This is a genomic window from Amycolatopsis sp. H20-H5, from assembly GCF_035828755.1.
Classification (GTDB): domain Bacteria; phylum Actinomycetota; class Actinomycetes; order Mycobacteriales; family Pseudonocardiaceae; genus Amycolatopsis.
In genome coordinates, this window is the sequence record NZ_JAYMZS010000019.1 from 86,538 (window position 1) to 107,666 (window position 21,129).

The 21,129-nt window shown below is 69.1% G+C and carries 22 protein-coding genes and 1 pseudogene; 9 read left to right on the top strand and 14 right to left on the bottom strand.

Annotation, left to right across the window (positions count from 1 at the left end):
• Positions 1-20: 20 nt before the first annotated feature.
• Together htpG and QMK34_RS14330 are read right to left on the bottom strand one after the other, a co-directional pair.
• Positions 21-1,913: a molecular chaperone HtpG gene (gene htpG, locus QMK34_RS14325; RefSeq protein WP_326414410.1), complete on the bottom strand. Its 1,893-nt coding sequence runs from the start codon at positions 1,911-1,913 to the stop codon at positions 21-23.
• A 118-nt stretch (positions 1,914-2,031) separates the two neighbouring features.
• Complete coding sequence (locus QMK34_RS14330; protein ID WP_326414411.1) at positions 2,032-2,451, bottom strand: DUF6292 family protein; 420 nt, start codon at positions 2,449-2,451, stop codon at positions 2,032-2,034.
• 96 nt (positions 2,452-2,547) lie between these two features.
• On the opposite strand from QMK34_RS14330, the gene QMK34_RS14335 reads away from it, so the two are divergent.
• Both QMK34_RS14335 and QMK34_RS14340 read left to right on the top strand, forming a co-directional pair.
• Positions 2,548-3,243: a TetR/AcrR family transcriptional regulator gene (locus QMK34_RS14335; protein ID WP_326414412.1), complete on the top strand. Its 696-nt coding sequence runs from the start codon at positions 2,548-2,550 to the stop codon at positions 3,241-3,243.
• 89 nt (positions 3,244-3,332) lie between these two features.
• Positions 3,333-3,518: a hypothetical protein gene (locus QMK34_RS14340; protein WP_326414413.1), complete on the top strand. Its 186-nt coding sequence runs from the start codon at positions 3,333-3,335 to the stop codon at positions 3,516-3,518.
• Here the strand turns inward: QMK34_RS14340 and QMK34_RS14345 are convergent.
• Positions 3,499-3,936 carry a DUF6314 family protein gene (locus QMK34_RS14345; RefSeq protein ID WP_442785151.1) on the bottom strand — a complete coding sequence of 146 codons (438 nt, stop codon included), beginning with the start codon at positions 3,934-3,936 and terminating at the stop codon, positions 3,499-3,501. The genes QMK34_RS14340 and QMK34_RS14345 overlap by 20 nt on opposite strands.
• Positions 3,937-3,979: 43 nt before the next feature.
• Between QMK34_RS14345 and QMK34_RS14350 the strand changes: the two genes are divergently transcribed.
• Both QMK34_RS14350 and recQ read left to right on the top strand, forming a co-directional pair.
• A complete protein-coding gene (locus tag QMK34_RS14350; protein WP_326414414.1) occupies positions 3,980-4,819 on the top strand; it encodes an SMI1/KNR4 family protein in 840 nt (279 codons plus the stop codon).
• 49 nt (positions 4,820-4,868) lie between these two features.
• Entirely contained in the window at positions 4,869-6,701 is a 1,833-nt protein-coding gene (gene recQ / locus QMK34_RS14355) for a DNA helicase RecQ (protein ID WP_326414415.1), read from the top strand.
• Here recQ and QMK34_RS14360 read toward each other — a convergent pair whose 3' ends face one another.
• From QMK34_RS14360 to QMK34_RS14370, 3 genes are all read right to left on the bottom strand, one after another.
• Entirely contained in the window at positions 6,702-6,911 is a 210-nt protein-coding gene (locus QMK34_RS14360; RefSeq protein ID WP_326414416.1) for an antitoxin, read from the bottom strand.
• Positions 6,912-7,124: 213 nt separating this feature from the next.
• The gene (locus QMK34_RS14365; RefSeq protein ID WP_326414417.1) at positions 7,125-7,448 is read right to left on the bottom strand and encodes an ArsR/SmtB family transcription factor; all 324 of its coding nucleotides are present in this window, start codon (positions 7,446-7,448) and stop codon (positions 7,125-7,127) included.
• Entirely contained in the window at positions 7,445-7,894 is a 450-nt protein-coding gene (locus QMK34_RS14370) for an SRPBCC family protein (protein WP_326414418.1), read from the bottom strand. Before QMK34_RS14370 ends, QMK34_RS14365 begins: the two co-directional genes overlap by 4 nt.
• A gap of 122 nt (positions 7,895-8,016) precedes the next feature.
• Between QMK34_RS14370 and add the strand changes: the two genes are divergently transcribed.
• Positions 8,017-8,991, top strand: coding sequence for an adenosine deaminase (gene add / locus QMK34_RS14375; RefSeq protein WP_326414419.1), 975 nt, complete (start codon positions 8,017-8,019; stop codon positions 8,989-8,991).
• Here the strand turns inward: add and QMK34_RS14380 are convergent.
• Both QMK34_RS14380 and QMK34_RS14385 read right to left on the bottom strand, forming a co-directional pair.
• Positions 8,988-10,364 (bottom strand): vWA domain-containing protein, encoded by a 1,377-nt coding sequence (locus QMK34_RS14380; RefSeq protein ID WP_326414420.1) that lies wholly within the window; start codon positions 10,362-10,364, stop codon positions 8,988-8,990. The two genes, add and QMK34_RS14380, sit on opposite strands and share 4 nt — an antisense overlap.
• Positions 10,361-11,245 carry an AAA family ATPase gene (locus QMK34_RS14385; RefSeq protein WP_326414421.1) on the bottom strand — a complete coding sequence of 295 codons (885 nt, stop codon included), beginning with the start codon at positions 11,243-11,245 and terminating at the stop codon, positions 10,361-10,363. Before QMK34_RS14385 ends, QMK34_RS14380 begins: the two co-directional genes overlap by 4 nt.
• A gap of 195 nt (positions 11,246-11,440) precedes the next feature.
• On the opposite strand from QMK34_RS14385, the gene mgrA reads away from it, so the two are divergent.
• Positions 11,441-12,469: an L-glyceraldehyde 3-phosphate reductase gene (mgrA, locus tag QMK34_RS14390; RefSeq protein ID WP_326414422.1), complete on the top strand. Its 1,029-nt coding sequence runs from the start codon at positions 11,441-11,443 to the stop codon at positions 12,467-12,469.
• A gap of 59 nt (positions 12,470-12,528) precedes the next feature.
• Here mgrA and QMK34_RS14395 read toward each other — a convergent pair whose 3' ends face one another.
• From QMK34_RS14395 to QMK34_RS14415, 4 genes and pseudogenes are all read right to left on the bottom strand, one after another.
• Positions 12,529-13,854, bottom strand: coding sequence for a hypothetical protein (locus QMK34_RS14395; RefSeq protein ID WP_326414423.1), 1,326 nt, complete (start codon positions 13,852-13,854; stop codon positions 12,529-12,531).
• Between the two features lie 48 nt (positions 13,855-13,902).
• Positions 13,903-14,580: a TetR/AcrR family transcriptional regulator gene (locus QMK34_RS14400; RefSeq protein WP_326414424.1), complete on the bottom strand. Its 678-nt coding sequence runs from the start codon at positions 14,578-14,580 to the stop codon at positions 13,903-13,905.
• Complete coding sequence (locus QMK34_RS14405) at positions 14,577-14,750, bottom strand: rubredoxin (RefSeq protein ID WP_326414425.1); 174 nt, start codon at positions 14,748-14,750, stop codon at positions 14,577-14,579. The genes QMK34_RS14400 and QMK34_RS14405 overlap by 4 nt, the downstream gene beginning before the upstream one ends.
• Positions 14,747-16,089, bottom strand: a pseudogene (locus tag QMK34_RS14415) (fatty acid desaturase). The gene QMK34_RS14405 and the pseudogene QMK34_RS14415 overlap by 4 nt, the downstream one beginning before the upstream one ends.
• A gap of 250 nt (positions 16,090-16,339) precedes the next feature.
• On the opposite strand from QMK34_RS14415, the gene QMK34_RS14420 reads away from it, so the two are divergent.
• Positions 16,340-17,560, top strand: a complete 1,221-nt coding sequence (locus QMK34_RS14420) for an HNH endonuclease signature motif containing protein (RefSeq protein ID WP_326414428.1) — start codon at positions 16,340-16,342, stop codon at positions 17,558-17,560.
• A 330-nt stretch (positions 17,561-17,890) separates the two neighbouring features.
• Here QMK34_RS14420 and QMK34_RS14425 read toward each other — a convergent pair whose 3' ends face one another.
• On the bottom strand, positions 17,891-18,646 hold the full coding sequence (locus tag QMK34_RS14425) for a DUF427 domain-containing protein (RefSeq protein WP_326414429.1): 756 nt from the start codon (positions 18,644-18,646) through the stop codon (positions 17,891-17,893).
• Positions 18,647-18,821: 175 nt separating this feature from the next.
• On the opposite strand from QMK34_RS14425, the gene QMK34_RS14430 reads away from it, so the two are divergent.
• The gene (locus QMK34_RS14430) at positions 18,822-20,021 is read left to right on the top strand and encodes an ROK family transcriptional regulator (protein WP_326414430.1); all 1,200 of its coding nucleotides are present in this window, start codon (positions 18,822-18,824) and stop codon (positions 20,019-20,021) included.
• 5 nt (positions 20,022-20,026) lie between these two features.
• On the opposite strand, the gene QMK34_RS14435 is transcribed toward QMK34_RS14430, so the two are convergent.
• Positions 20,027-20,494 carry a pyridoxamine 5'-phosphate oxidase family protein gene (locus QMK34_RS14435; protein WP_326414431.1) on the bottom strand — a complete coding sequence of 156 codons (468 nt, stop codon included), beginning with the start codon at positions 20,492-20,494 and terminating at the stop codon, positions 20,027-20,029.
• Between QMK34_RS14435 and QMK34_RS14440 the strand changes: the two genes are divergently transcribed.
• Entirely contained in the window at positions 20,493-20,975 is a 483-nt protein-coding gene (locus QMK34_RS14440) for a MarR family winged helix-turn-helix transcriptional regulator (protein WP_326414432.1), read from the top strand. The genes QMK34_RS14435 and QMK34_RS14440 overlap by 2 nt on opposite strands.
• Positions 20,976-21,129: the final 154 nt, after the last annotated feature.

Genomic DNA, 21,129 nt, shown 5'->3' on the forward strand with positions numbered 1-21,129 from the left:
TGGCCTTCAGAGGCAACTGACTACAGGGTCTTCTCCAGGCGGGTCGCGAGGAGCTTGATGAAGCGGGACGGGTCGGTCAGCTCGCCGCCTTCGGCGAGCAGGGCCATGCCGTAGAGCAGCTCGGCCGTCTCCGCCAGCCCGGCGTCCTCGGCCCGCTCACCGTGGGCGGACTTGAGGCCGGTGACCAGCGGGTGCGTCGGGTTCAGCTCCAGGATCCGCTTGATCTGCGGCAGTTCCTGCCCCATCGCGCGGTACATCTTCTCCAGCGTCGGGGTGACGTCGTGGGTGTCACCGACGATGCACGCGGGCGACGTGGTGAGCCGCGACGAAAGCCGCACCTCCTTGACGCTTTCGCCCAGCGTCGTCGTCATCCACGAAAGGAGCTCGGTGAAGTCCTTCTGCTGCTCCTCGGCCGTCTTCTTCTCGTCCTCGGTGTCGAGGTCGACCTGGCCCTTGGCGATGGACTTGAACTGCTTGCCCTCGAACCCGGAAACCGCGTCGACCCACATCTCGTCGATCGGGTCGGTGAGTACCAGCACCTCGAAACCCTTGGCCCGCAACGCTTCCATATGCGGCGAGTTCTCGATGCTCGGCCGGGAGTCGCCCGTCATGTAGTAGATGTGCTCCTGGCCCTCCTTCATCCGCTCCACGTACTGCTTCAGCGCGGTCGGCTCCTCGGCGTCGTGCGTCGAGGGGAACGAAGAGATGTCGAGGATCGCGTCGCGGTTCTCGAAGTCGTCGAGCAGGCCTTCCTTGACCGCCCGGCCGAACTCCTTCCAGAACGTCGCGTACTTCTCGGCGTCGGCGGCCATCATGGTCTTGACCGTCGAGAGCACCTTCTTGACCAGGCGACGGCGGATCAGCTGGATCTGCCTGTCCTGCTGGAGGATCTCGCGCGACACGTTCAGCGACAGGTCCTGCGCGTCGACGACGCCCTTGACGAAGCGCAGGTACTCCGGCATCAGCGCTTCGCAGTCGTCCATGATGAAGACGCGCTTGACGTAGAGCTGCACGCCGCGCTTGCGCTCCCGCATGAACAGGTCCATCGGCGCCTGCGACGGGATGAACAGCAGCGCCTGGTACTCGAAAGTGCCCTCGGCCTGCAGCCGGAAGGTCTCCAGCGGGTTCTGCCAGTCGTGGCTGACGTGCTTGTAGAACTCGTTGTACTCGTCCTCGGTGACGTCACTGCTCGACCGCGCCCAGAGCGCCTTCATCGAGTTGATCGTCTCGACCTCGGGCGCGCCCTCTTCCGGCGACTCGACGGCCATCCGGATGGGCCAGGTGAGGAAGTCCGAGTACTTCTTGACGATCTCGCGGATCTTCGCCGTCGAGGTGTAGTCGAAGAGGTGGTCCTCCGCGTCCTCCGCCTTGAGGTGCAGCGTGACGGCGGTGCCCTGCGGCGCGTCCGCGGCGGGCTCGATCGTGTAAGTCCCCTCCCCCGCCGACTCCCACCGGACGCCCTCGTCCGAGCCTGCCCGGCGCGTCACCAGCGTGACCTTGTCGGCCACCATGAAGCTCGAGTAGAACCCGACGCCGAACTGCCCGATGAGGTCCTGGGAGGCGGCGGAGTCCTGGGTTTCCTTGAGCTTGCGCAGGAACTCGGCGGTGCCGGACTTCGCGATCGTGCCGATCAGGCTCACGACGTCTTCGCGGGTCATGCCGATGCCGTTGTCGCGCACGGTGAGCGTGCGCTGCTCGGCGTCCACCTCGATCGCGATGTGCAGATCGGCGGTGTCGGCGTCCAGCTCCTTGTCCCGGTACGACTCCAGCCGCACCTTGTCCAGCGCGTCGGAGGCGTTGGACACGAGCTCGCGGAGGAAGGTGTCCTTGTTCGAGTAGATGGAGTGGATCATCAGCTGCAGCAGCTGGCGTGCCTCGGACTGGAACTCGAGGGTCTCGATCGACGTGGTCACGGGATTCCTTTCAGGCGTTCGCTACCGACGGCCCCGGACCCGGCGTGACCCCGGACCGGCAACGTGCCGTGGTACATCGATGACGTGCGTCGATCCTACTTCCCGCCGCCGGGCGGTTTCAGGCGAAGTGCTCGACGTAGGGGGCCAGTTTCACGGTGAGGTCCCGGCGGTCGTCGCCCTCGGCGAACCGCGGGCGGGGATGCGCGGGGCTGCGCCCGGTGGTCACGGCCGCCACGAACTCGGCGACCTGGGCGGGTGACGGGACCAGCTCCTCGCCGAAGTACGCCACGAGCTTGGGGTGGTCCCCGTGCTCCTCCTCGACGGCCACGGCCCAGCCGTGCCGCTCGCTCCAGAACAGCATCAGATCCCGTTCGGGATGCCGCGGTGACCGCCGCGCCAGCGCCAGGTAGGCGGTGGCGGTGTCGCTGACCTCGTGCGTCACGCCGTCCGCCGTCACGCCGACCGCGTCGGCGACTCTCCGGATGTACCCCGCCAGCCCTCTTGTCATCGCCGACATACCGCCGGCTTGGGTGTCCATAGCAGCCAGGATAGGCACCGGAGGCACTCTCCCGGCGTAGCGACGCTTACATGTTGACAGTATCGCTGCTCTCAATCGCTTGATATCGTCGTTAACGTGAACGCGAAAACAGCGATACTCGAAGCGGCGGCGGAACTGCTCGCCACCTCCCCGATCGCGGACGTCTCGACCCGGGCCGTCTGCGAGGCGGCGGGGGTCGGCGCGCCGACGTTGTACCGGCATTTCGGGGACAAGGAAGGGCTGCTCTCGGCGGTCGTCGACCACGGTTTCGAGCAGTACCTGTCCGGCAGACGGGCGGCGAAACCGTCCGCGGACCCGGTCAGCGACCTGCGCGCCGGGTGGGACAGCCACGTCGCGTTCGCGCTCTCACACCCGAGCTACTACCGGCTCATGTACTCCCCCGCGGTCCGGACGCCGCCCGAGGCGGCCGCGGAGGCCCAGCGGCTGCTGCTGCTGACCCTCGAACGGTGCGCGAGCGCCGGGCGGCTGCGAGTCGCCCCCGCCGTCGCCGCCCAGCTGGTGATGGCGGCGAACGTCGGGGTCGCGCTGATGCTCATCACGCATCGCGACCTCTACAGCGAGGACGTCTCCCCCCGGGTCCGCGACGCCGTCCACGCGGCGATCCTCACCCCCGGCGCAGCGGCCGCGGGCCCGGCCGGACTGTCCACGGCGGCGACCCAGCTTGGCGCACTACTCGGACAGTCCACATCGGACGGAGCGGACACCGGCGGGCTCAGCAGGGCCGAGCTCGCGCTGATGCGGGAATGGCTGCTCCGGCTGTCCACGCCCTGAGTCAGCCACACCGAGACACCGACCACGGTCGCCGCGTCCGCGACGACCGGCTTCGCGGTCGTCGTCAACTACGCGGGCTGACGCAGGACGTGAGCCGGAAGCTGGCGGAGATCACGCCGCCGGTCGCCGACGTCGCCGCTGTCGCGACGGAACTGACGCGGGTCGTGGACCTGCCCAAGGGCGCGCGCCCGTTCCGCACGCACATCGACCCGTCGCAGGACGGCAGCGCGGTGGTCAGCGCGGTGGCGGACCTGCTCAGCCCGGCCGCCGGCTGAACCAGGTGAGCAGGACGTGGTCCTTCGCCGGACCGGTCACCGCCCACTCCTGCCGCCAGCGGTCCGCGGCCAGCACCCGGTAGCCGCCGCGATAGACGTCGTCGCGGCAGGGGTGGGTGCTGTCCCACCGGCCTTCTCGCAGGTCGACGTCGTGGAAGAAACCGCCGTGATCGAAATGCACGCTCGCCCGGCCGGGCCCGTCCGGGCGGTAGTGCAGTTCCCGCGTCACCGGCCCCTGGTAGCCGCCCATCTCGAGGGTGCCTGCCTCGCGGTAGACGAGCACGGAGTCCTCCATGACGAACGTCGCCGAACCGGCCACCGTGCCGGTCGTGGCGCCGGACGCGTCGAGGATCTCCCGCTCCAGCCGCCAGTTCCCGGTGAGGTAGGCCACGAGATCGGGCACCGGAAAGAGCTCCACACCGGCCATTGTGCCCGCCGGGGCGGTGCGGCAGGCTCGCCCCATGGGGAAACGGCGCCGGACACGGGTTTTCGCGGGGGTGGGGGCGGTGCTCGCCAGCCTGGTCGTGCTCACGACCGTGGTGTTGACCCGTGCCGATCGCCATCCAGAACCGGGAACGCTCATGGTCGTTTCGGTCACCGCCACGGCGATGACCGCGTTGAAGCCGGACATGCCGCTGCGGCCCGCGCCCGTCCCGAGCGCTATCGCGAAACTGCCGAAACCCACGCTCACCGCCGACACCGGCTGCCGGATCGGCCGTGGCTCCGCGGAGCTGCCCGCGGTCCCGGCGGCGGTGAGCAGGAGGGTGGACGAGGCCTGGGACCGGCTCGAACGCTGGCTTTCCGGCCATGCCCCGAAGTCGGCGAAGGCGTTGCCCCCGGCCGCGTCCCCGGCCGCGATCGCCAAGCTGCAGAAGGACATCGGCGTCCCGCTGCCACCGGAGCTCGTCGCGTCGCTCGAGCGGCACGACGGCTCCGGACCGGTCGAGCTCCTGCCCTCCTACACCCCGGCTTCGGCGGACGGAATCGCGTACGACGCGAAGATGATGTGCGACATCATGGCGGGCCTGGCCAACGAAAGTGCGGGCTACTGGTGGGACGGGCAGGTGGTGCCGTTCGCCGTGGACGGCGCGGGCAGTCTGCTGGTGCTGGACCAGCGGCCCGGTCACGGCGGGCAGGTCGGCGAGCACCACGAGGACGGCGAGCTGGAGTTCGGCGGCCGGCCCACCTCGTTGACGGACCTGCTCGAGCAGACGGCCACCGCGCTCGAAACCGGCCGTCCGCTGCGGGACTTCCTCCCGAACGCCGAAAAAGGCGAGCTGGACTGGGTGTTCATCCGCTGACGGGTCGCCGCGCGCGGGACTGTCGGACCACCGCCCTACAATCGGCCGGGTGTCAGCACTCGAAACAGAGCCCGGCGTAAGCGGCGCGCTGGACACCCTGCACCGGGTGTTCGGCTACGACTCGTTCCGCGGCGAGCAGCACGAGATCGTCGAGCATGTGATCAGCGGCGGTGACGCGCTGGTCCTGATGCCCACCGGCGGCGGGAAATCGCTGTGCTACCAGATCCCCGCGCTGGTGCGCGAGGGCGTCGGCGTGGTCGTCTCGCCGCTCATCGCGCTGATGCAGGACCAGGTCGACGCGCTGCGCAACGTGGGCGTCCGGGCCGGGTTCCTCAACTCGACGCAGGACTACGCGGAGCGCAACCAGGTCGAGGCGGACTTCGTGTCCGGCGAGCTGGACCTGCTCTACCTGGCGCCGGAACGGCTGGCGGTGGAGTCCACCGTGCGGCTGCTCGACCGCGGCAAGATCTCGTTGTTCGCCATCGACGAGGCGCACTGTGTCGCCCAGTGGGGCCACGACTTCCGCCCCGACTACCTGATGCTCTCAGCGCTGCACGAGCGCTGGCCGGACGTGCCGCGCATCGCGCTGACCGCCACCGCGACCAAGGCCACGCACGCCGAAATCGCGTCCCGGCTGAACCTCGACGGGGCTCGCCATTTCGTGGCCAGCTTCGACCGGCCGAACATCCAGTACCGCATCGTCGGCAAGAACGAGCCGAAGCGCCAGCTGCTCGAACTGCTCACCACCGAGCACAAGGGTGACGCGGGAATCATCTACTGCCTGTCCCGCAACTCCGTCGAGAAGACAGCGGAGTTCCTGGTGGCCAACGGAATCCCGGCCGTGCCGTACCACGCGGGCCTCGACAAGAACGTCCGCGCGCGCAACCAGTCGCGGTTCCTGCGGGAAGACGGCCTGATCGTGGTCGCGACCATCGCGTTCGGCATGGGCATCGACAAACCGGACGTGCGGTTCGTCGCGCACCTGGACCTGCCGAAGTCGGTCGAGGGCTACTACCAGGAGACCGGCCGCGCCGGGCGTGACGGCCACCCGTCGACGGCGTGGCTCGCGTACGGGCTGCAGGACGTCGTGCAGCAGCGCAAGATGATCGACACCTCCGAGGGCGACGACGCGCACCGCCGGCGGCTGGGCGCGCACCTCAACGCGATGCTGGCGCTGTGCGAGACGGTCGAATGCCGCCGGGTGCAGATCCTCGGCTACTTCGGCCAGCAGGGCACTCCTTGCGGGAACTGCGACACCTGCCTGGCCCCGCCGGAGAAGTGGGACGGCACGATTCCCGCACAGAAGCTGCTGTCCACCGTGGTGCGGCTGCAGAACGAGCGGCGCCAGAAGTTCGGCGCCGGGCAGATCATCGACATCCTGCTGGGCAAGTCGACCCCGAAGGTCACCCAGCACGGGCACGAGACGCTGAAGGTGTTCGGCATCGGCGCCGACCTGCGCGACACCGAATGGCGCGGAGTGGTCCGCCAGCTGCTGGCACAGGGCCTGCTGGCGGTCGAGGGCGACTACGGCTCGCTGGTGCTCACCGAGGGCAGCGCCGAGGTGCTGGGCGGCAAGCGCGAAGTGATGCTGCGCCGGGAGCCCGAGCGAGCGGCGAAGGCCGCCCGGACGTCCCGGCGCGCTGCCCCGGTCGACATGCCCGCCGAGCTGGCGCCGGTCTTCGAACGGCTGCGGGCCTGGCGGGCCTCGGCCGCGAAGGAGCAGGGTGTGCCCGCGTACGTGATCTTCCACGACGCGACCCTGCGCCAGATCGCGACGATGCGGCCCAAGAACCTTTCGGACCTCGGCACGGTCAGCGGGGTCGGCGAGAACAAGCTGGCCAAGTACGGCCGGGACATCCTCGACACCCTGGAAGCCGAGTAGCTACTGGCCGGGCTTGCGCCGTCCGGTCGCGTCGTCGACCTTGCGGACGGCGCCGTCGATCTTGGTGTGGTACTTGCCCTTCGTCTGCTGGTCGACGAACCGGGCCGCCTTGTCGACGGCCTGGCCGACCTTCTCCGGGTTCTTGCGCGCGTAGGCACGCGCCGCCCCGGCAACGCCGGCAAGCGCGGTCAGTTTCCGCAGAAACGCCACGGGTGCTCCTCTCGTCGGACTGTCGTCACCCACCCCAACGCGGCGGGCCGGGCGAAGAGTTCCCCGGACCGGCCGACTCCACCCTTTTCGGACACCGGCCGAGCGGCTGGATGTGGTTGTCCGGCGCGTCCCTGAAGGCCACCTTCACGGCGTTTTACGCCGTGAAGGTGGCCTTCAGGGACATCCGCGAACCGGCGAGGCGGGGTGGCGGCACTAGCTTTCGGCGATCCGCTTGATCAGGTCGAGACGCCGGGTCCACTGGTCGGCGACCTGGTTCATCCACCGCGCGGTGTCCACGAGCCGGTCCGGGCGGACCTGGTAGCGCCGCTCCCGGCCGTCACGGTGACCTTCGACCAGCCCTGCCCGATCGAGGACCCCCAGGTGCTTGACCACCGCCTGCCTGCTCACGGGCAGTTCTTCGGCGACCCTGGTCGCGGTCGCGTCCCCCAGCGCGGCGAGCCGGTCCAGGATGAGCCGCCGGGTCGGATCGGCGAGAGCGGTCAGCACCTCGTCGGTGGCACCTGGCCCGGCGGTCACGAGGGGAGCTTCTCCGCGTATGTCCGCAGGTTGGCCACCATCGCGGTCCAGCCCTCCGAGTTCTGCCCGAGGCTGAACCCGGACCCCGCCGGGATGGTCAGGGTGGCGAAACCACTCTCGACCAGCCGGAGCCGGGTCCCCGTCCCCTCGGCGTCGAGGGTGAACTCGACCAGCGTCGAGTTGTCCTCCGTGGCCTCGACGCCGGGGTACGCGCCCGCCCAGAGATAGGAGAAGTAGCGTGGCTCGTCCACCTTCACGATCTTGGTCGGGAACTGACCATGGTCGCCGTGGTCGAGGTGCATGATGCCGCCGGGCCGCAGCTCGATCGGGACCGGCTTGCCCTGGCAGAACCACTGGCCGATGTGCTCGCCCTCGGTCAGCACCGACCACACCTTGCTCACCGGTGCCTCGATGAAGATCTCTCGTTCGATCCGGTCGTCGCTCATGACTGTCCTTCCATCGATTTGATGTGCAACCCCACAGTTGCACATCAACCGCCCACGCGCAACCTCAGGGTTGCACGTAAATTTCGCGGGCACCGCCCCGCCCCGCCCGCTAGGTTCACCTCATGCGGGACCTGACCACACTGCCGAAGGCCCATCTGCACGTCCACCTGGAGAGCACGATCCGGCCGGGGACCCTGCGGGAGATCGGCGAGGCGAACGGTGTCAGCCTGCCAGGACAAGCTCCGGTGTTCGACGGTTTCCGCGCCTTCGCCGACTACAACTCGCTCATCCGCGACTGCCTGCGGCGCCCGGAGGACTTCGAACGGATCGCCCGGGAATTCTGCGAAGACGAAGCGGCACAAGGAACTCGCTATGCCGAGGTCACCTTCACCGCCGCCTCCCACGGGGAGCGGCTCGGCGATCTCGACCTGCCACTCGAATCCGTCCTCAAAGGACTCAAGGCGGGCGGTGCCGCCCACGGCATCGACTGCCGCGTACTGCTCGACCACTCACGACGACGCTCGGTCGACCGCGCACGCCAGACCCTGGACCTGGCCCGGCGTCACGCCGCGGACGGCGTGCTCGGCCTGGGCATGGCAGGCGAAGAGAAGCACTCACTCACGCCGTTCGCCGCGATCTTCGACGAAGCCCGGGAAGCGGGTCTGCACCTCGTCCACCACGCGGGTGAGGACTGCGGGCCGCCGAGTATCCGCGAGGCGCTGGAAATCGGGCACTCCGAGCGGCTCGGGCACGGAATCCGCATCCTGGAGGACCCGGCGCTGGTCGCCGAGATCCGCGAACGCGGGATCGCGCTGGAAGTGTGCCCGTCCTCCAACGTCATCCTCGGCCTCGTACCGTCGTTCGCCGAGCACCCGCTGCCCCGGCTCGTCGACGCCGGGCTGGTCGTCACGGTGAACACCGACGTCCCTTCGGTCACCGGCACCACCCTCACCGACGAGTACACCCGCATCCGCGAGACGTTCGGCTACGACGACCACGCGCTGGCCGTGCTGGCCGCCGCCGGAGTCGACGCGTCCTTCGCTTCCGCGAGCACGAAAACGGCGCTCCACCAGGGCATCAAAGCCTGGCTGGGCTAGACAGGCAGCAACCTGGCCACCAGCGTGCTCAACTGCTGTGCGGTACGGCACTCGTGCATCTCGACGAGCTCGGCGTAGGCCCGCGCGGCGGAGTCGCCGGTGGACCACAGGTCGCGGCGTTCCGGGTTGAGCCAGTGGACGTGCCGCGCGCGGTCCCGGATCCGCCGGACCGCGGCCAGGTTCGGGTCGCCGCCGTTCGTCCTGGCGTCGCCGAGGATCAGCAGGGACGTCCGCGGGCCGATCGCGTCGAGGTAGCGGTCGACAAAGCCCTGTAGCGCGTTGCGGTAGTCACTGTGTCCGTCCCAGCGGGTCACCTCGGCCTCGCTCAGTATCCGCGCGCCGAGCTCTTCGGGGTCGGCGGCGCCGCCGGTGATCAGGTGGGTGACCTCGTCGGTGCTGTCGACGAAGGCGAACACGCGGATCTTGCTGAACTGGTCTCGCAGGGCCTGCACCAGCAGCATGGTGAAGTTCGCGAACCCGGCGACCGAGCCGGAAAGATCGCACAGCAGCACGATTTCCGGCCGCCCCGGATGCCGCCGCCGATACGCGGGGCGCAGCGGGACGCCGCCGGTGGACAGCGAGCGCCGCAACGTGCGGCGCAGGTCGATCTGCCCGCGCGCGTGCCGCCTTCGCCGGGCGGCGAGCCGCGTCGCGAGCTTGCGGGACAACGGCTGGACGGCCCGGCGCAGCTCGGCGAGCTGGCTGCGGCTGGCGATCAGGAAGTCCACCCGGTCGGCGGCGGGCGCGATCGCGTGCCGGGCGACCCGCTCCCGGCCGCGGACCTCGGACACCCGGCGCCGCGCCTCGGTGCGCACCAGGGCGCGGAACCCGTCGATCCGGCGCCGGATCTCGTCGCGGTCCAGCCGATCGGTGAAGCTCTCGTCGACGATTCCCGCGCGCATCGCCGCCAGCACGCGCACCAGCAAGGTCTGCGGCTGCAACCGGTCGAGCGTCTGGTGGGCCGACCAGCCCCCGCCCGGTCCGGACATCTCCCCGTACTGCCCGAGCAGGTCGACCGACAACCCGGCGAGCTGCTCCAACGCGGCCGCGTCGCCCTGCGCGAGCGCCGCGGCCAGCTCGTCACGCAGCCCGGCGACGTCGGCCGGACCGTCCTCCCGCGCCCGTTCGGGAACGCCCACACCGAGCGGGAAGTAGAGGTCGAAGGTCGCGTCGAACACCGCGCGCTGGCCGCCGCGGCGCACCAGCGCGGCGGCGAGTCCCTCCCTGGCGAGGGTGCGGTCTTCGAGGCCGAGCACCTCGAGCGCCGCGGCCGCGTCCACGGTCTCGCTCGAACCCGCCTGGATCCCGTGTGCCCGCAACGCGCGCACGAACGCCGTCAGCCGCTCCGCCAGCCCCGCGGTGCCCTCCGTCACGACGCGCCCAGGACCTTGTCCAGCTCCAGGCGCGCGCCTGCCTTCGTGATGTCGTCCTGGTGCTTGAGGATCACCCCGAGGCTTTCCCCCACGACCCGCTCGTCGAGCGTGTCCGCGCCGAGTGCGAGCAGGGTGCGGGCCCAGTCGATGGTCTCCGCGACCGACGGCGCCTTGCGCAGGTCCATCGCGCGCAGGGCGGCGATCACCCGGACGATCGAGGTCGCCAGGACCTCGTCGACCCCGGGCACCTTGAGCCGCACGATCCGGCGTTCCAGGTCCTCGTCGGGGAAGTCGATGTGGAGGAACAGGCAGCGGCGGCGCAGTGCCTCCGACAGCTCGCGGGTGGCGTTGGAGGTCAGCACCGCGAACGGGCGGCGGGCCGCGGTGATCGTGCCCAGCTCCGGCACGGTGACCTGGAAGTCGCCGAGCACCTCCAGCAGCAGGCCCTCGACCTCGACGTCGGCCTTGTCGGTCTCGTCGATGAGCAGCACGGTCGGCTCGGTACCGGTGATCGCGGTGAGCAGCGGGCGGCGCAGCAGGAACTCCTCGCCGAAGATGTCCGTGCGGGCCTCCTCCCAGCGCTCGTCGCGCCCGGCGGTGATCCGCAGCAGCTGTTTGGCGTGGTTCCACTCGTAGAGCGCGCGGGACTCGTCGATGCCCTCGTAGCACTGCAGCCGGACCAGCCGCGAGCCGCTGACCTGTGCGACAGCCTTCGCCAGCTCGGTCTTGCCGACCCCGGCGGGACCCTCCACCAGCAGTGGCTTGCCGAGTTTGTCGGCGAGGAACACCGTGGTGGCGACCGCCGCCGAAGCGAGATACCCCGTCTCGGCGAGCTTCGCCGTCACCTCGTCCACGGACTCGAAGAACCCGGTCCCCTGCACCTGACCACCCGCCTCATCACTCGTTCTCGCCCGATTGTCGCTCAGTATTCCCCGGCGACACGCCCCAGTGTGCTGTGGAGCTCATCGAGCGCCCGACCTCGGCACCGCCGCTGCTCACCACGGGCCGGACGACGGCGTTGTCCCGGCTGACCGGCGAGAGGGCGAAAGCGTTCTCTCGAAGCTAGGCTCGCGGCCGTGACCTATGTTGCGGCGGACAGCCGATACGACTCGATCCCCTACCGGCGCTGCGGCCGCAGCGGGCTGAAACTGCCCGCGATCTCGCTCGGGCTGTGGCACAACTTCGGCCACGACCGGCCGCTCGGCACCCAGCGCGCCATCGCGCGGCGGGCGTTCGACCTGGGCATCACCCATTTCGACCTGGCCAACAACTACGGCCCGCCCTACGGCTCGGCGGAGGAGAACTTCGGCAGGCTGCTGGCTTCGGACTTCAAGCCCTACCGCGACGAACTCCTCATTTCCACCAAGGCGGGCTACGACATGTGGCCCGGCCCGTACGGCGAGTGGGGCTCGCGGAAGTACCTGCTGTCCTCACTGGACCAGTCACTGGGACGGCTGGGGCTCGACTACGTCGACATCTTCTACTCGCACCGGTTCGACCCCGAAACCCCACTGGAAGAGACGGTCGGCGCGCTCGACACCGCCGTCCGGTCCGGGCGCGCCCTCTACGTCGGGATCTCGTCCTACTCCTCGGAGAAGACCGCGGAAGCCACGCGGCTGCTACGGGAACTCGGCACCCCGCTGCTGATCCACCAGCCGTCGTACTCGATGTTCAACCGGTGGCTCGAAGACGACCACCTGCTCGACACCCTCGAGGCCGAGGGCTCGGGCTGCATCGCGTTCTCGCCGCTGGCACAGGGCCTGCTCACCAGCCGGTACCTCGACGGCGTGCCGGAGGATTCCCGTGCCGCGCAAGGGAAGTCGCTGAACCCGGACACCATCGACGAGAACACCCTCGGCAAGATCCAGGCGCTCAACAAGCTCGCCGAGCGCCGCGGTCAGAGCCTCGCCCAGCTCGCGCTGGCCTGGGGCCTGCGTGACCCGCGGATGACGTCGATGCTGATCGGCGCGAGCAGCGTCAAGCAGCTGGAGGACAACGTCGGCGCGCTGCGCAACCTCGACTTCACGGCCGAGGAGCTGACCGAGATCGACCGCTACGCCACGGAAGCGCACATCAACCTCTGGAAGGCGTCCTCCGACGGTTAGTGGTCGCTGAAGGCCACCATGAGGGACTCCAACGCCCTCATGGTGGCCTTCAGCGCACGTCAGGGGCAGGCCGGGAAGAGGGCCCGGGTGCCATCCGTGGCGGCCTTGTCGGTGAAGCGGCAGCCGTACGTCGGCGACGCCACGACCTTCGGGTCGCTGACGACGTCGGCGGCCGGGCGCTTGCCGCGGTCCACCCAGGTCACCAGGTCGTCCCAGGCCGAGCCGATCTCCTTCGCGTCGAACTCGCAGTGGTTGGCGGTCCGGATCGCGCGCTGGGCGAGCAGGCCCGTGCGCCCGTGCCGGGCCACGTCCTCGCGATAGGTCTGCTCCATCGAGAACGGCACGAACAGGTCACCGATGCCGTGCACGCTCAGCACCGGCACGGTCGGTGTGCCCTGGATCTGCGGGTTCTGCGTCAGCGCCGGGGAGAACCGGCCCACGACGTCCTTGGGCACGATGCGCTGCACCGTCCGGTTGACATCGGCAGGCGCGTTCGGGCTGTAGCGGGTGAACAGGTTCGTCGCGGCCCGGTCGGGGTTCTCGGCGAGGTCACCCGTCCCCGTGCTCAGCGCCGCGATACCGAACAGGAAGTCCTTCCAGAACACGAAGGACGCGTCCGAACCGGGCCGCGGGCCGCCTGACAGGTTCGTGGTGATGGCCCGCAGCTGGTTGCCGAGCGCGTTCAGCGTGTCCGGGCCGCCCGGCTTCAGCTTGTCCAGCCCGAGCGCCTGCTGGATCCGCGGCACGGCGTTGGTCGCGTAGTCGGCCGGGAACGGGTACGCCGGGCCGTCGGCGAGATCCTGCGCGAGCAGGTTGTACCCGGCGAAGTAGTCGAACAGCGTGTGGTCGCCCATCGCCCCGCACACCGGCAGCGCGCCCGCGTACAGGCCCGGGTACTCCTCCAGCGACCGGCCGATGATGTGACCGCCCATCGAGGCCCCGGCGATGAACACCTGCTTCGGCCGCTTCACGAGCTTGCCGAACAACGAGACGAGTTCCTTCGTCGTCACGACGCCGGCACGCACGTCGTAGCCGTTGTCGTAGTACGACGAGGCCGCCCAGGCGTAGCCCTGGTCGAGCAGCCGCTGGCGCAACCCGAACGCGGGCTCCTGGACGCCGAGCACCTTGCCCTGCCCGGCGAAACCGTGCGACCACATCGTGAGCTTGCCGTTCCAGTTCGGCGGCACCTCGATGGTGTACCCGGCGTGCGTGTGCACGCCCTGCAGGACACTGGCCGGTTTGCCGCCGACCGTGGCCGGGGTCAGTGGCGGGTTGACGATCGTGTACCCGGGCAACGGCTGGTCGTCCGGCGTGTGGCCGCCGGACGCCGCCTGGGCGGGTACCACGGAAACGAGGGTGAAGCCCAGTGCGAGAACAAGAGCCATGCGGAGAAAGCGCATGCGACACCTCCAGGGCGCTCACGCTATCCCGCGTCAGGGCGGGGTGTCGACGACCTGATCGAGGTACGGCCCCAGCACGAGCGCCATCTCCGCGCCGGTCTCCGCCGGGGTGCCCTGCGGCGAGGCGGCGTGGCTGATCCCCAGCCGCACGAGGTACTGGGCGACCAGCGCGAGCGAACTCGGCGCGGAGCCGGGCCACAACCCGATCAGGTAGCCGGTGAGCCGTTCGGTGGCTCCCGCCAGCACCGGGCCGGCGTGGTTGGTGACGAGCGAGAGCAGCCCGTCGCTGTCGTCCCCGGCCACGATGGCCTTGATCAGCGGTTCTTCGGCGGCGGCGGTGAGGAAGACCTCGATCGCGGCGGCGAGCGCGCGCCGCGGGTCGGCCCGGTTCGCGGCGACCGCCCGCTCGACGGCGGACAGGAAGACATCCGCCTCGCGCAGGATGTACACCTGGGCGAACCCCTGCCGCGAGCCGAACTCCTTGTAGAGCGTCTGGCGGCTGACTCCGGCGGTGGCGGCGATGTCCGCCATCTTCAGGTCCTGCCAGGACCTGGTCCGCAGCAGCTCACCTGCCGCGTCGAGCAGGGTCTCCCGGAGAAGCACCTTCGCCGCTTCGGCGAACGGAACCCGTGTTTTCGCCGATGCCATGTCCATCACGTTGGCAGCGGCACCCATCGGTGTCAACGTGATGGACACGGCAGGCCCGCTCACGCGCGCTCCACCTCGACCATCACGAAGTCCGCCTTCGCCGCCCCGCAGTCCGGGCAGGACCAGTCGTCCGGGATGTCGTCCCACCTCGTGCCGGGCGCGATGTCCTCGTCGGGCCAGCCCAGCGTCTCGTCGTACTCGAACCCGCAGACTTCGCAGCGGTAGACCTTCATGCCTTCGTCTCCTGTTCGAAATCGATCTTCTCCCGGACCCCGCAGTCGGGGCAGCACCAGTCGTCGGGCACAGCGGCCCAGGCGGTGCCCGCGGGGAAGCCCTCCCGCGGCTCGCCCGCGCTCTCGTCGTAGACGTATTCACAGACGGGACAACGGAAACGGCTCACTCCGCACCGCCGTAGCGAGCCAGCACCTTCGCGCGGTTGCGCGGGTTGACGTTGGCGAGCGTGACTTCGCCGTCGTAGTGCGCGAGCACCCGCTTGTCCATCACCCGGCGCCACAGCGGCGGGAAGTAGGCGAGCACGATCATCGACGCGTACCCGGCTGGCAGCTGCGGCGCCTGCTCGAAATGACGCAGCGCCTGGTACCGGCGGGTCGGGTTGGCGTGGTGGTCGCTGTGCCGCTGCAAGTGGTAGAGGAAGACGTTGGTGCAGACGTTGTTGCTGTTCCAGCTGTGCCGCGGCGCGGGACGCTCGTAACGGCCCTTCGGCTCCTTCTGCCGCTTGAGCCCGTAGTGCTCCAGGTAGTTGACGGCCTCCAGCAAGGCGAAGCCGAAAACGGCTTGAACGAGCAGGTACGGCGCCACGGACCAGCCGAACACCGCGATCAGCACGCCGAAGAGCACGACGCTCATGGCCCAGGCGTTGACGACGTCGTTGCGCGGGTTCCACGGCTTCTTGCCGAGCCGCTCCATCCGCGTCTTCTCCAAACCCCAACCGGATTTGAGGCTGCCGTAGACCGAACGCGGCAGAAAGCCCCAGAAGGTCTCACCGAGCCGGGAGCTGGCCGGGTCCTCGGGCGTGGCGACGCGCACGTGGTGACCGCGGTTGTGCTCGATGAAGAAGTGCCCGTAGGCGGACTGCGCGAGCGCGATCTTCGAGAGCCAGCGCTCCAGCTGGTCCTTCTTGTGCCCCAGCTCGTGCGCGGTGTTGATACCGATCCCGGCGACCATGCCCACGGTCACCGCCAGGCCGATCTTGTCTGCCACGGAGAGCGGGTGCGTGGTCCACAGCCAACAGGCGACCACCAGCGAGACGTACTGGATCGGCAGGTAGAGGTAGGTCACCCAGCGGTAGTACCGATCCCGCTCCAGCCACTCGATCAGGTCGTCGGGCGGGTTCTCCGCGTCGACGCCGACGATCGCGTCGATGAGCGGGATGAGCACGAAGACGATGAGCGGACCGCTCCACCAGAACAGCCCGAGCCCGGTGGCCGACACGAGCCCCCAGGCGATGAACGGCGCGGTCGGGATGATCAGGCCCAGCAGCCACGCGTAGCGCTTGCCGTCACGCCAGGTGACTTCCTCCTGCATGGCGTCTCCGCCCACGGCCGACGTCATCACATGCCTCCTCGCTCCGCTGTCCACGGTGACAGCACGACCAATTACGTACCAGAATTGGACACGGAGACGTTCCGTGTCAAGTCTATGGACCTCAATGGACTAGCTGTCCGGGTCGCCTCGCGGGCACCCCGGAGCGCACCTCGGCCCGCGACTTCGAGCCGAATCCCGCAAGCGGCAAGAAAAAGTGGTAGTCGAGTCTTACCTGAACGGGTGACGAATCGAACAAATGTTCGGATAGAATGAGGATGTGAGTGTCGCTGAGATGGTGCCGGTGTGGCAGCTTTCCGATGGGGAGCTGACCGCCGGGCTTCTTGCTGCCGAGCGGGACTTGTGTCGTGCGTATGCGCGGATGCTGGACCTTGTCGGAGACTGTGACAAGCGCGGTTTGGGCGTGGAAAAGGGCTGCCGCGGGACTGCCGCCTTCTTGATGCTGTCGTTGCGGGTGTCACAGAAGGAAGCCAAAGCCCGCGTCGCCCAAGCCAACGCCGAACTCCCTTTGCTGCGCAAGGCTTTGGAGTCCGGGGAAATCAATCGGGAGCACGCGAACGAGATCGAACATGTCCTCTCCCAGGCCCCCGACTCGGTCTCCGACGAGGAACTCTCGGCCAACGAGGCCAGTCTGGTGGAGCTGTCCCAGCAGGCACCCCCATCGACGGTACGGAAGGTCGGTCGGCGGATACTGGGATACTGGGATCTCGAAGACAAAAATCCCGACGACCGCGAACGAGACCTCTCCCAGCCGAACCGCGAGTTCAGCTACCGATGGCTGCGCGACGGCCGAATGAAATACACCGGTACCTTCGATGCCGAAACCGGACACCTCGCCGAAAACCTGCTCGCCCCGCTGGCCAAGCCGAACCCGGTCGACGAGTTCGGCAACCCCGACCCACGGACCCAGGAGCAGCGCAACGGTGACGCCGTCGCGGCGATCTTCGACCTCGCCGCCCGGTCGCCCGACCTGCCGGTCAAAGCCGGTGAACGGGCTGTCGTCACCGTGACCATCAGCCTGGAAGAACTCGAACGCCGCGCGGGAACCGCCATGCTCGACGGCTACGGCGCAGTCAGCGTGAGCCAGCTGCGACGTATCTGCTGCGACACCCGAGTCGTCCCCGCGGTGCTGAACGGTGCCGGTGAGGTTCTCGACCTCGGCCGCGCGGTCCGCACCGCGACACCCTCGCAACGGCGAGCATTAGCCTTGCGGGATAACGGTTGCACGGGCCCGGGCTGCTCGCGAGGTCCAAAATGGTGCATCCCGCACCACATCCGATTTTGGACCGATCCCCACGGCCCCGGAGGACCCACCGACCTGGTCAATCTCGGCCTGACCTGCGAACGCTGCCACCACCTGCTCCATCATGGCGGGTGGGAAATGCGGCTACGCAACGGAATCATCGAATGGCTACCCCCGACCTGGCTGGATCCGGAGCGAAGACCCATCCGCAACACCGCACACGACCCACCCCGCTAGGGTGCGTCTGCCAAGGGCTCGCGCCTCGGAACAGCTGATCTTGTCGGATCGGTGTTGCGTTGTTGCCGTGACTCGGGGACTGCTCGATCGCGATCGTCGGTCCCCAGGTGACGCGACCTTGTGCCACTCACGACAGACACGATGTCGATCTTTGCCGTGTCATGACACCGTGGACCGATGACCTGTGGGTTGTGGACTCCACGCCGGTCGGGTGTGCCGACCCTCCGCGCGTCGACGCGGAGTAATCGTGTCGCGTCATCTCTGTCACCGGGTGACGCTGAAGGCCGCCTTGAGCGGTTTGGCCCAAGACGGCCTTCGGCGCCTTCGGTGTCAGGCGAACTTGGTCTTCGGACGCTCCTGCCGGACGTCGTCGACGTAGACGTCCACCTTCTCGTCGAGGAACGCGACCAGCCCGGCGACCTTGAGGCTCTCCGGCAGCGGCGTGCGATAGCTCCAGGCGAGATCGGTGTGCAGTTCGCCGCCCGCCCGCACCGAGAAGTACTCGGTGCTGCCCTTGTACGGGCAGTGCGTCACGAGCTCGCTGTGCTCCAGCAGGTCGAGGCGGACGTCGGTCTTGGGCAGGTAGTACCGGGTCGGCAGGCCGGTCTCGAACAGCAGGTGCGGGCGGACCGTGTCGGCCACGGTCACCCCGGCCACCTCGATCCGGACGTGCCGGGAGCTCGCCAGCACGTCGACGCGCACGCCGGGATCACGCGGGTGCACGAAGATCTCCTCGTCCTCCTCGAACCAGGTGTCCAGCGCGGCGAAGTCCAGCCGGACGTGGCCGCGGAGCTCCTCGATCGGGGAATCCGGGTACGCCAGCGCGGCGTCCACGGCTTCCCGTTCGCCGACCTTTATCGTCGACAGCACGCCGTCCCCCCGGCTCGGCGAATGGGCCGTCCCGCCGGAGGCGGCGAAGAACTCGGCCACCAAGTCCGACTGGGGGAAGTAATACGTTGGATAGTAAGGAACTTCCCACACCAGCAACGGGTGAACGGTGTCCGCGACGACGCGGCCCGCGAACAGCGCGCGCACCCGTTTGGCTCCATGCTCAACGCGGATCCGGCCGCGACCGACAGTGCTCATGGAGTGTCCAACCCGCCGGGCGGTCCGGGTATTTCGTCACTCGGACGGGCTAAAAGAAAACCTTCCTGCCCATCGCGGGCCGGGCCCGGATAGCTTGGTCGGGTTCTGCATACTCAAAGAACGGCATACTCGAGGCTCTGCACACTTTCAGGAAGAGGCACTGGTGGTTGGCGCGGTGGTTGGCGCGGAAACTCCGCCGGTCGGTACTCCGGCCGGGATGCGCAAGATCAATCAGCGGGCGGTGCTCGATCTGCTGCGGCGCACCGGCCCGGCGACGCGGCCGCAGGTGGCCAAGGAAACCGGGCTGTCGAAGCCAACGGTGAGCCAGGCGCTGCTCGCGCTGGAGGCCGCCGGGCTCGCCAGGGCGACCGGCCACACGTCGACCGGCACCGGCCGCTCGGCCGTGCTGTACGAGGCCGATCCCACGGCGGGCTACGTGCTGGGCATCGACATCGGGCGTGAACACATCCGCGTCGCCGTCTCGGATCTGGGCCACACGGTCGTGGCCCGCCGCGACGCGCGCAACACCTCGCGCTCGGGCAGTTCCCTCGTCGCCGCGGTCGGCGCGCTGGCCGCGGACACCGTGGCCGAGGCCGGGCTCAGCCAGGCCGACGTCGTCGTGCGCGTGCTCGGCTCACCCGGCGTCGCCGACCCGGACCGCCGCTGTTTCCGGCACGCGCCCAACCTGCCGGGCTGGGGTAAAGCCGGTTTGCTCGACGAGCTCGAAGCCCTGCTGGGCCCGGATCTCGTGGTGGAGAACGACGCGAACCTCACCGCCGTCGGCGAGGGCGAACGGGGGGCCGCGCGCGGGGTTTCGGTGTTCGGCTGCATCACCATCGGCACCGGCGTCGGCATGGGCCTGATGGTGAACGGCCAGGTCTTCCGCGGCGCCAGCGGCGCGGCGGGCGAGATCGGCTACCTGCCCTACGGCCAGCTCCGTTCGGCCGACCGCGGCACGAGCGAGCCTCCCGCACGCGGCCATCTCGAAGAGGCGACAGCCGCGCAGTCGGTCGTGCGGGGCGCCCGCGAACTCGGTCTGGGCACGGCGAAATCGGCACGCGAGGTCTTCCGCCTGGCCCGCGAGGGCGACGAACTGGCGCAGGCCGCGGTGGAGGCCGAGGCCGACAGGCTGGCCTACACCATCGCGTCGGTGGCCGCGGTGGTCGATCCGGAGCTGATCGTGCTCGGCGGCGGCATGGGCGCCAACGCCGACCTGCTGCTCGCTCCGATCGACCGCGCGCTACACGCGTTCACCCCGCTCGTGCCCGCGATCGTGCAGGGCGAACTCGGTGAGGACGCGGTGCTCGCCGGGGCGATCAGCGTGGGCCTGCGCACCGCCGAAGGACTCGTGTTCGAACGCCGCGTCGGCGCCTGACCGGCTCACCGATCCGGGCGACGCCAGGACTCGCCGCCGGTGCTCAGTCGCCACGGTGTCAGCCGCAGCACGGTGATCCCTTGGTCGAGCGCGTCGTCGCCGCCGAGCATCTTCGGGTCGTACCCGAGCGGCTCGGCGGCTTCGGCGAACAGGCTCCACACATGCCGTCGCGAGGTTTCGTCGTCCGCGTAGACCGCGCCGCACTCGGCGACGGCGACCTCGTTCGCGGAGTCCCAATAGGAGCAGGAAACGTACGGCGTGCGCGCGAGGTGCGCCTGCTTGAGCGGGGTCGGCCGGGTGAACACCCAGCCGGTCAGCCCGGCGCCCTCGCGTTCCCAGTACGGGTGGACCACCCGGGACCGTGGCCTGCCCCGCCGGTCGACCGTGGCCAGGCTGCACCACACGATCCGATGGGCGACGCGGACGAAGCCGTCCAGCAAGTCGGCCGGTGCCGTGCTATTTTCCACAACCATGGTTGTGCATCCTAGACCGGCAGCCCTCGAACTGTCACTGCTCTCGTTGTTCGCGGGCTGGGCACTGACCGACGAGCTCCAGCGCAGGCTCGCCGAGGAGGGCTTCGACGACCTGCGGATGAACGACGGTGTGCTGTTCCAGCATCTGATCGACGGCCCGCTGTCGATCTCGGCGCTGGCCGAGCGGATGGGGGTCACCCAGCAGGCGGCGTCGAAGGCCGTGGCCGATCTGGAACGTCGCGGCCTGCTCCGCGGCGAGCCGGACCCGGCCGACGCGCGCACCAAACTGGTCCGCCCGACCCGCCAAGCCGTGCGCGCCATCAAGGCCACCCGCGCCCACCGGCGGACACTGGACGCCGAACTGGCCGCCGAGTTCGGCGCGGAGCGCGTAGCCGACGCCCGCGCCCTGCTGGCCGCGATCCTCGATCGGTTCGGCGAGCAGGACGCCGTGCGCGGCCGCCGGGTCCGTCCACCTCGCTGAGAGGGCGTCCGGAAACTGATGTCATGGCGTCCAGTTTGGCGCCTAGGAGACTGCTGAATAACAGCGTTCGGATGATTGATCAAATATGAAAGCGCTGGTCAGGCGACTTCAATTGATCTTCAGATCGACTTATTCAGCGGTCTCCTAGGGCCGC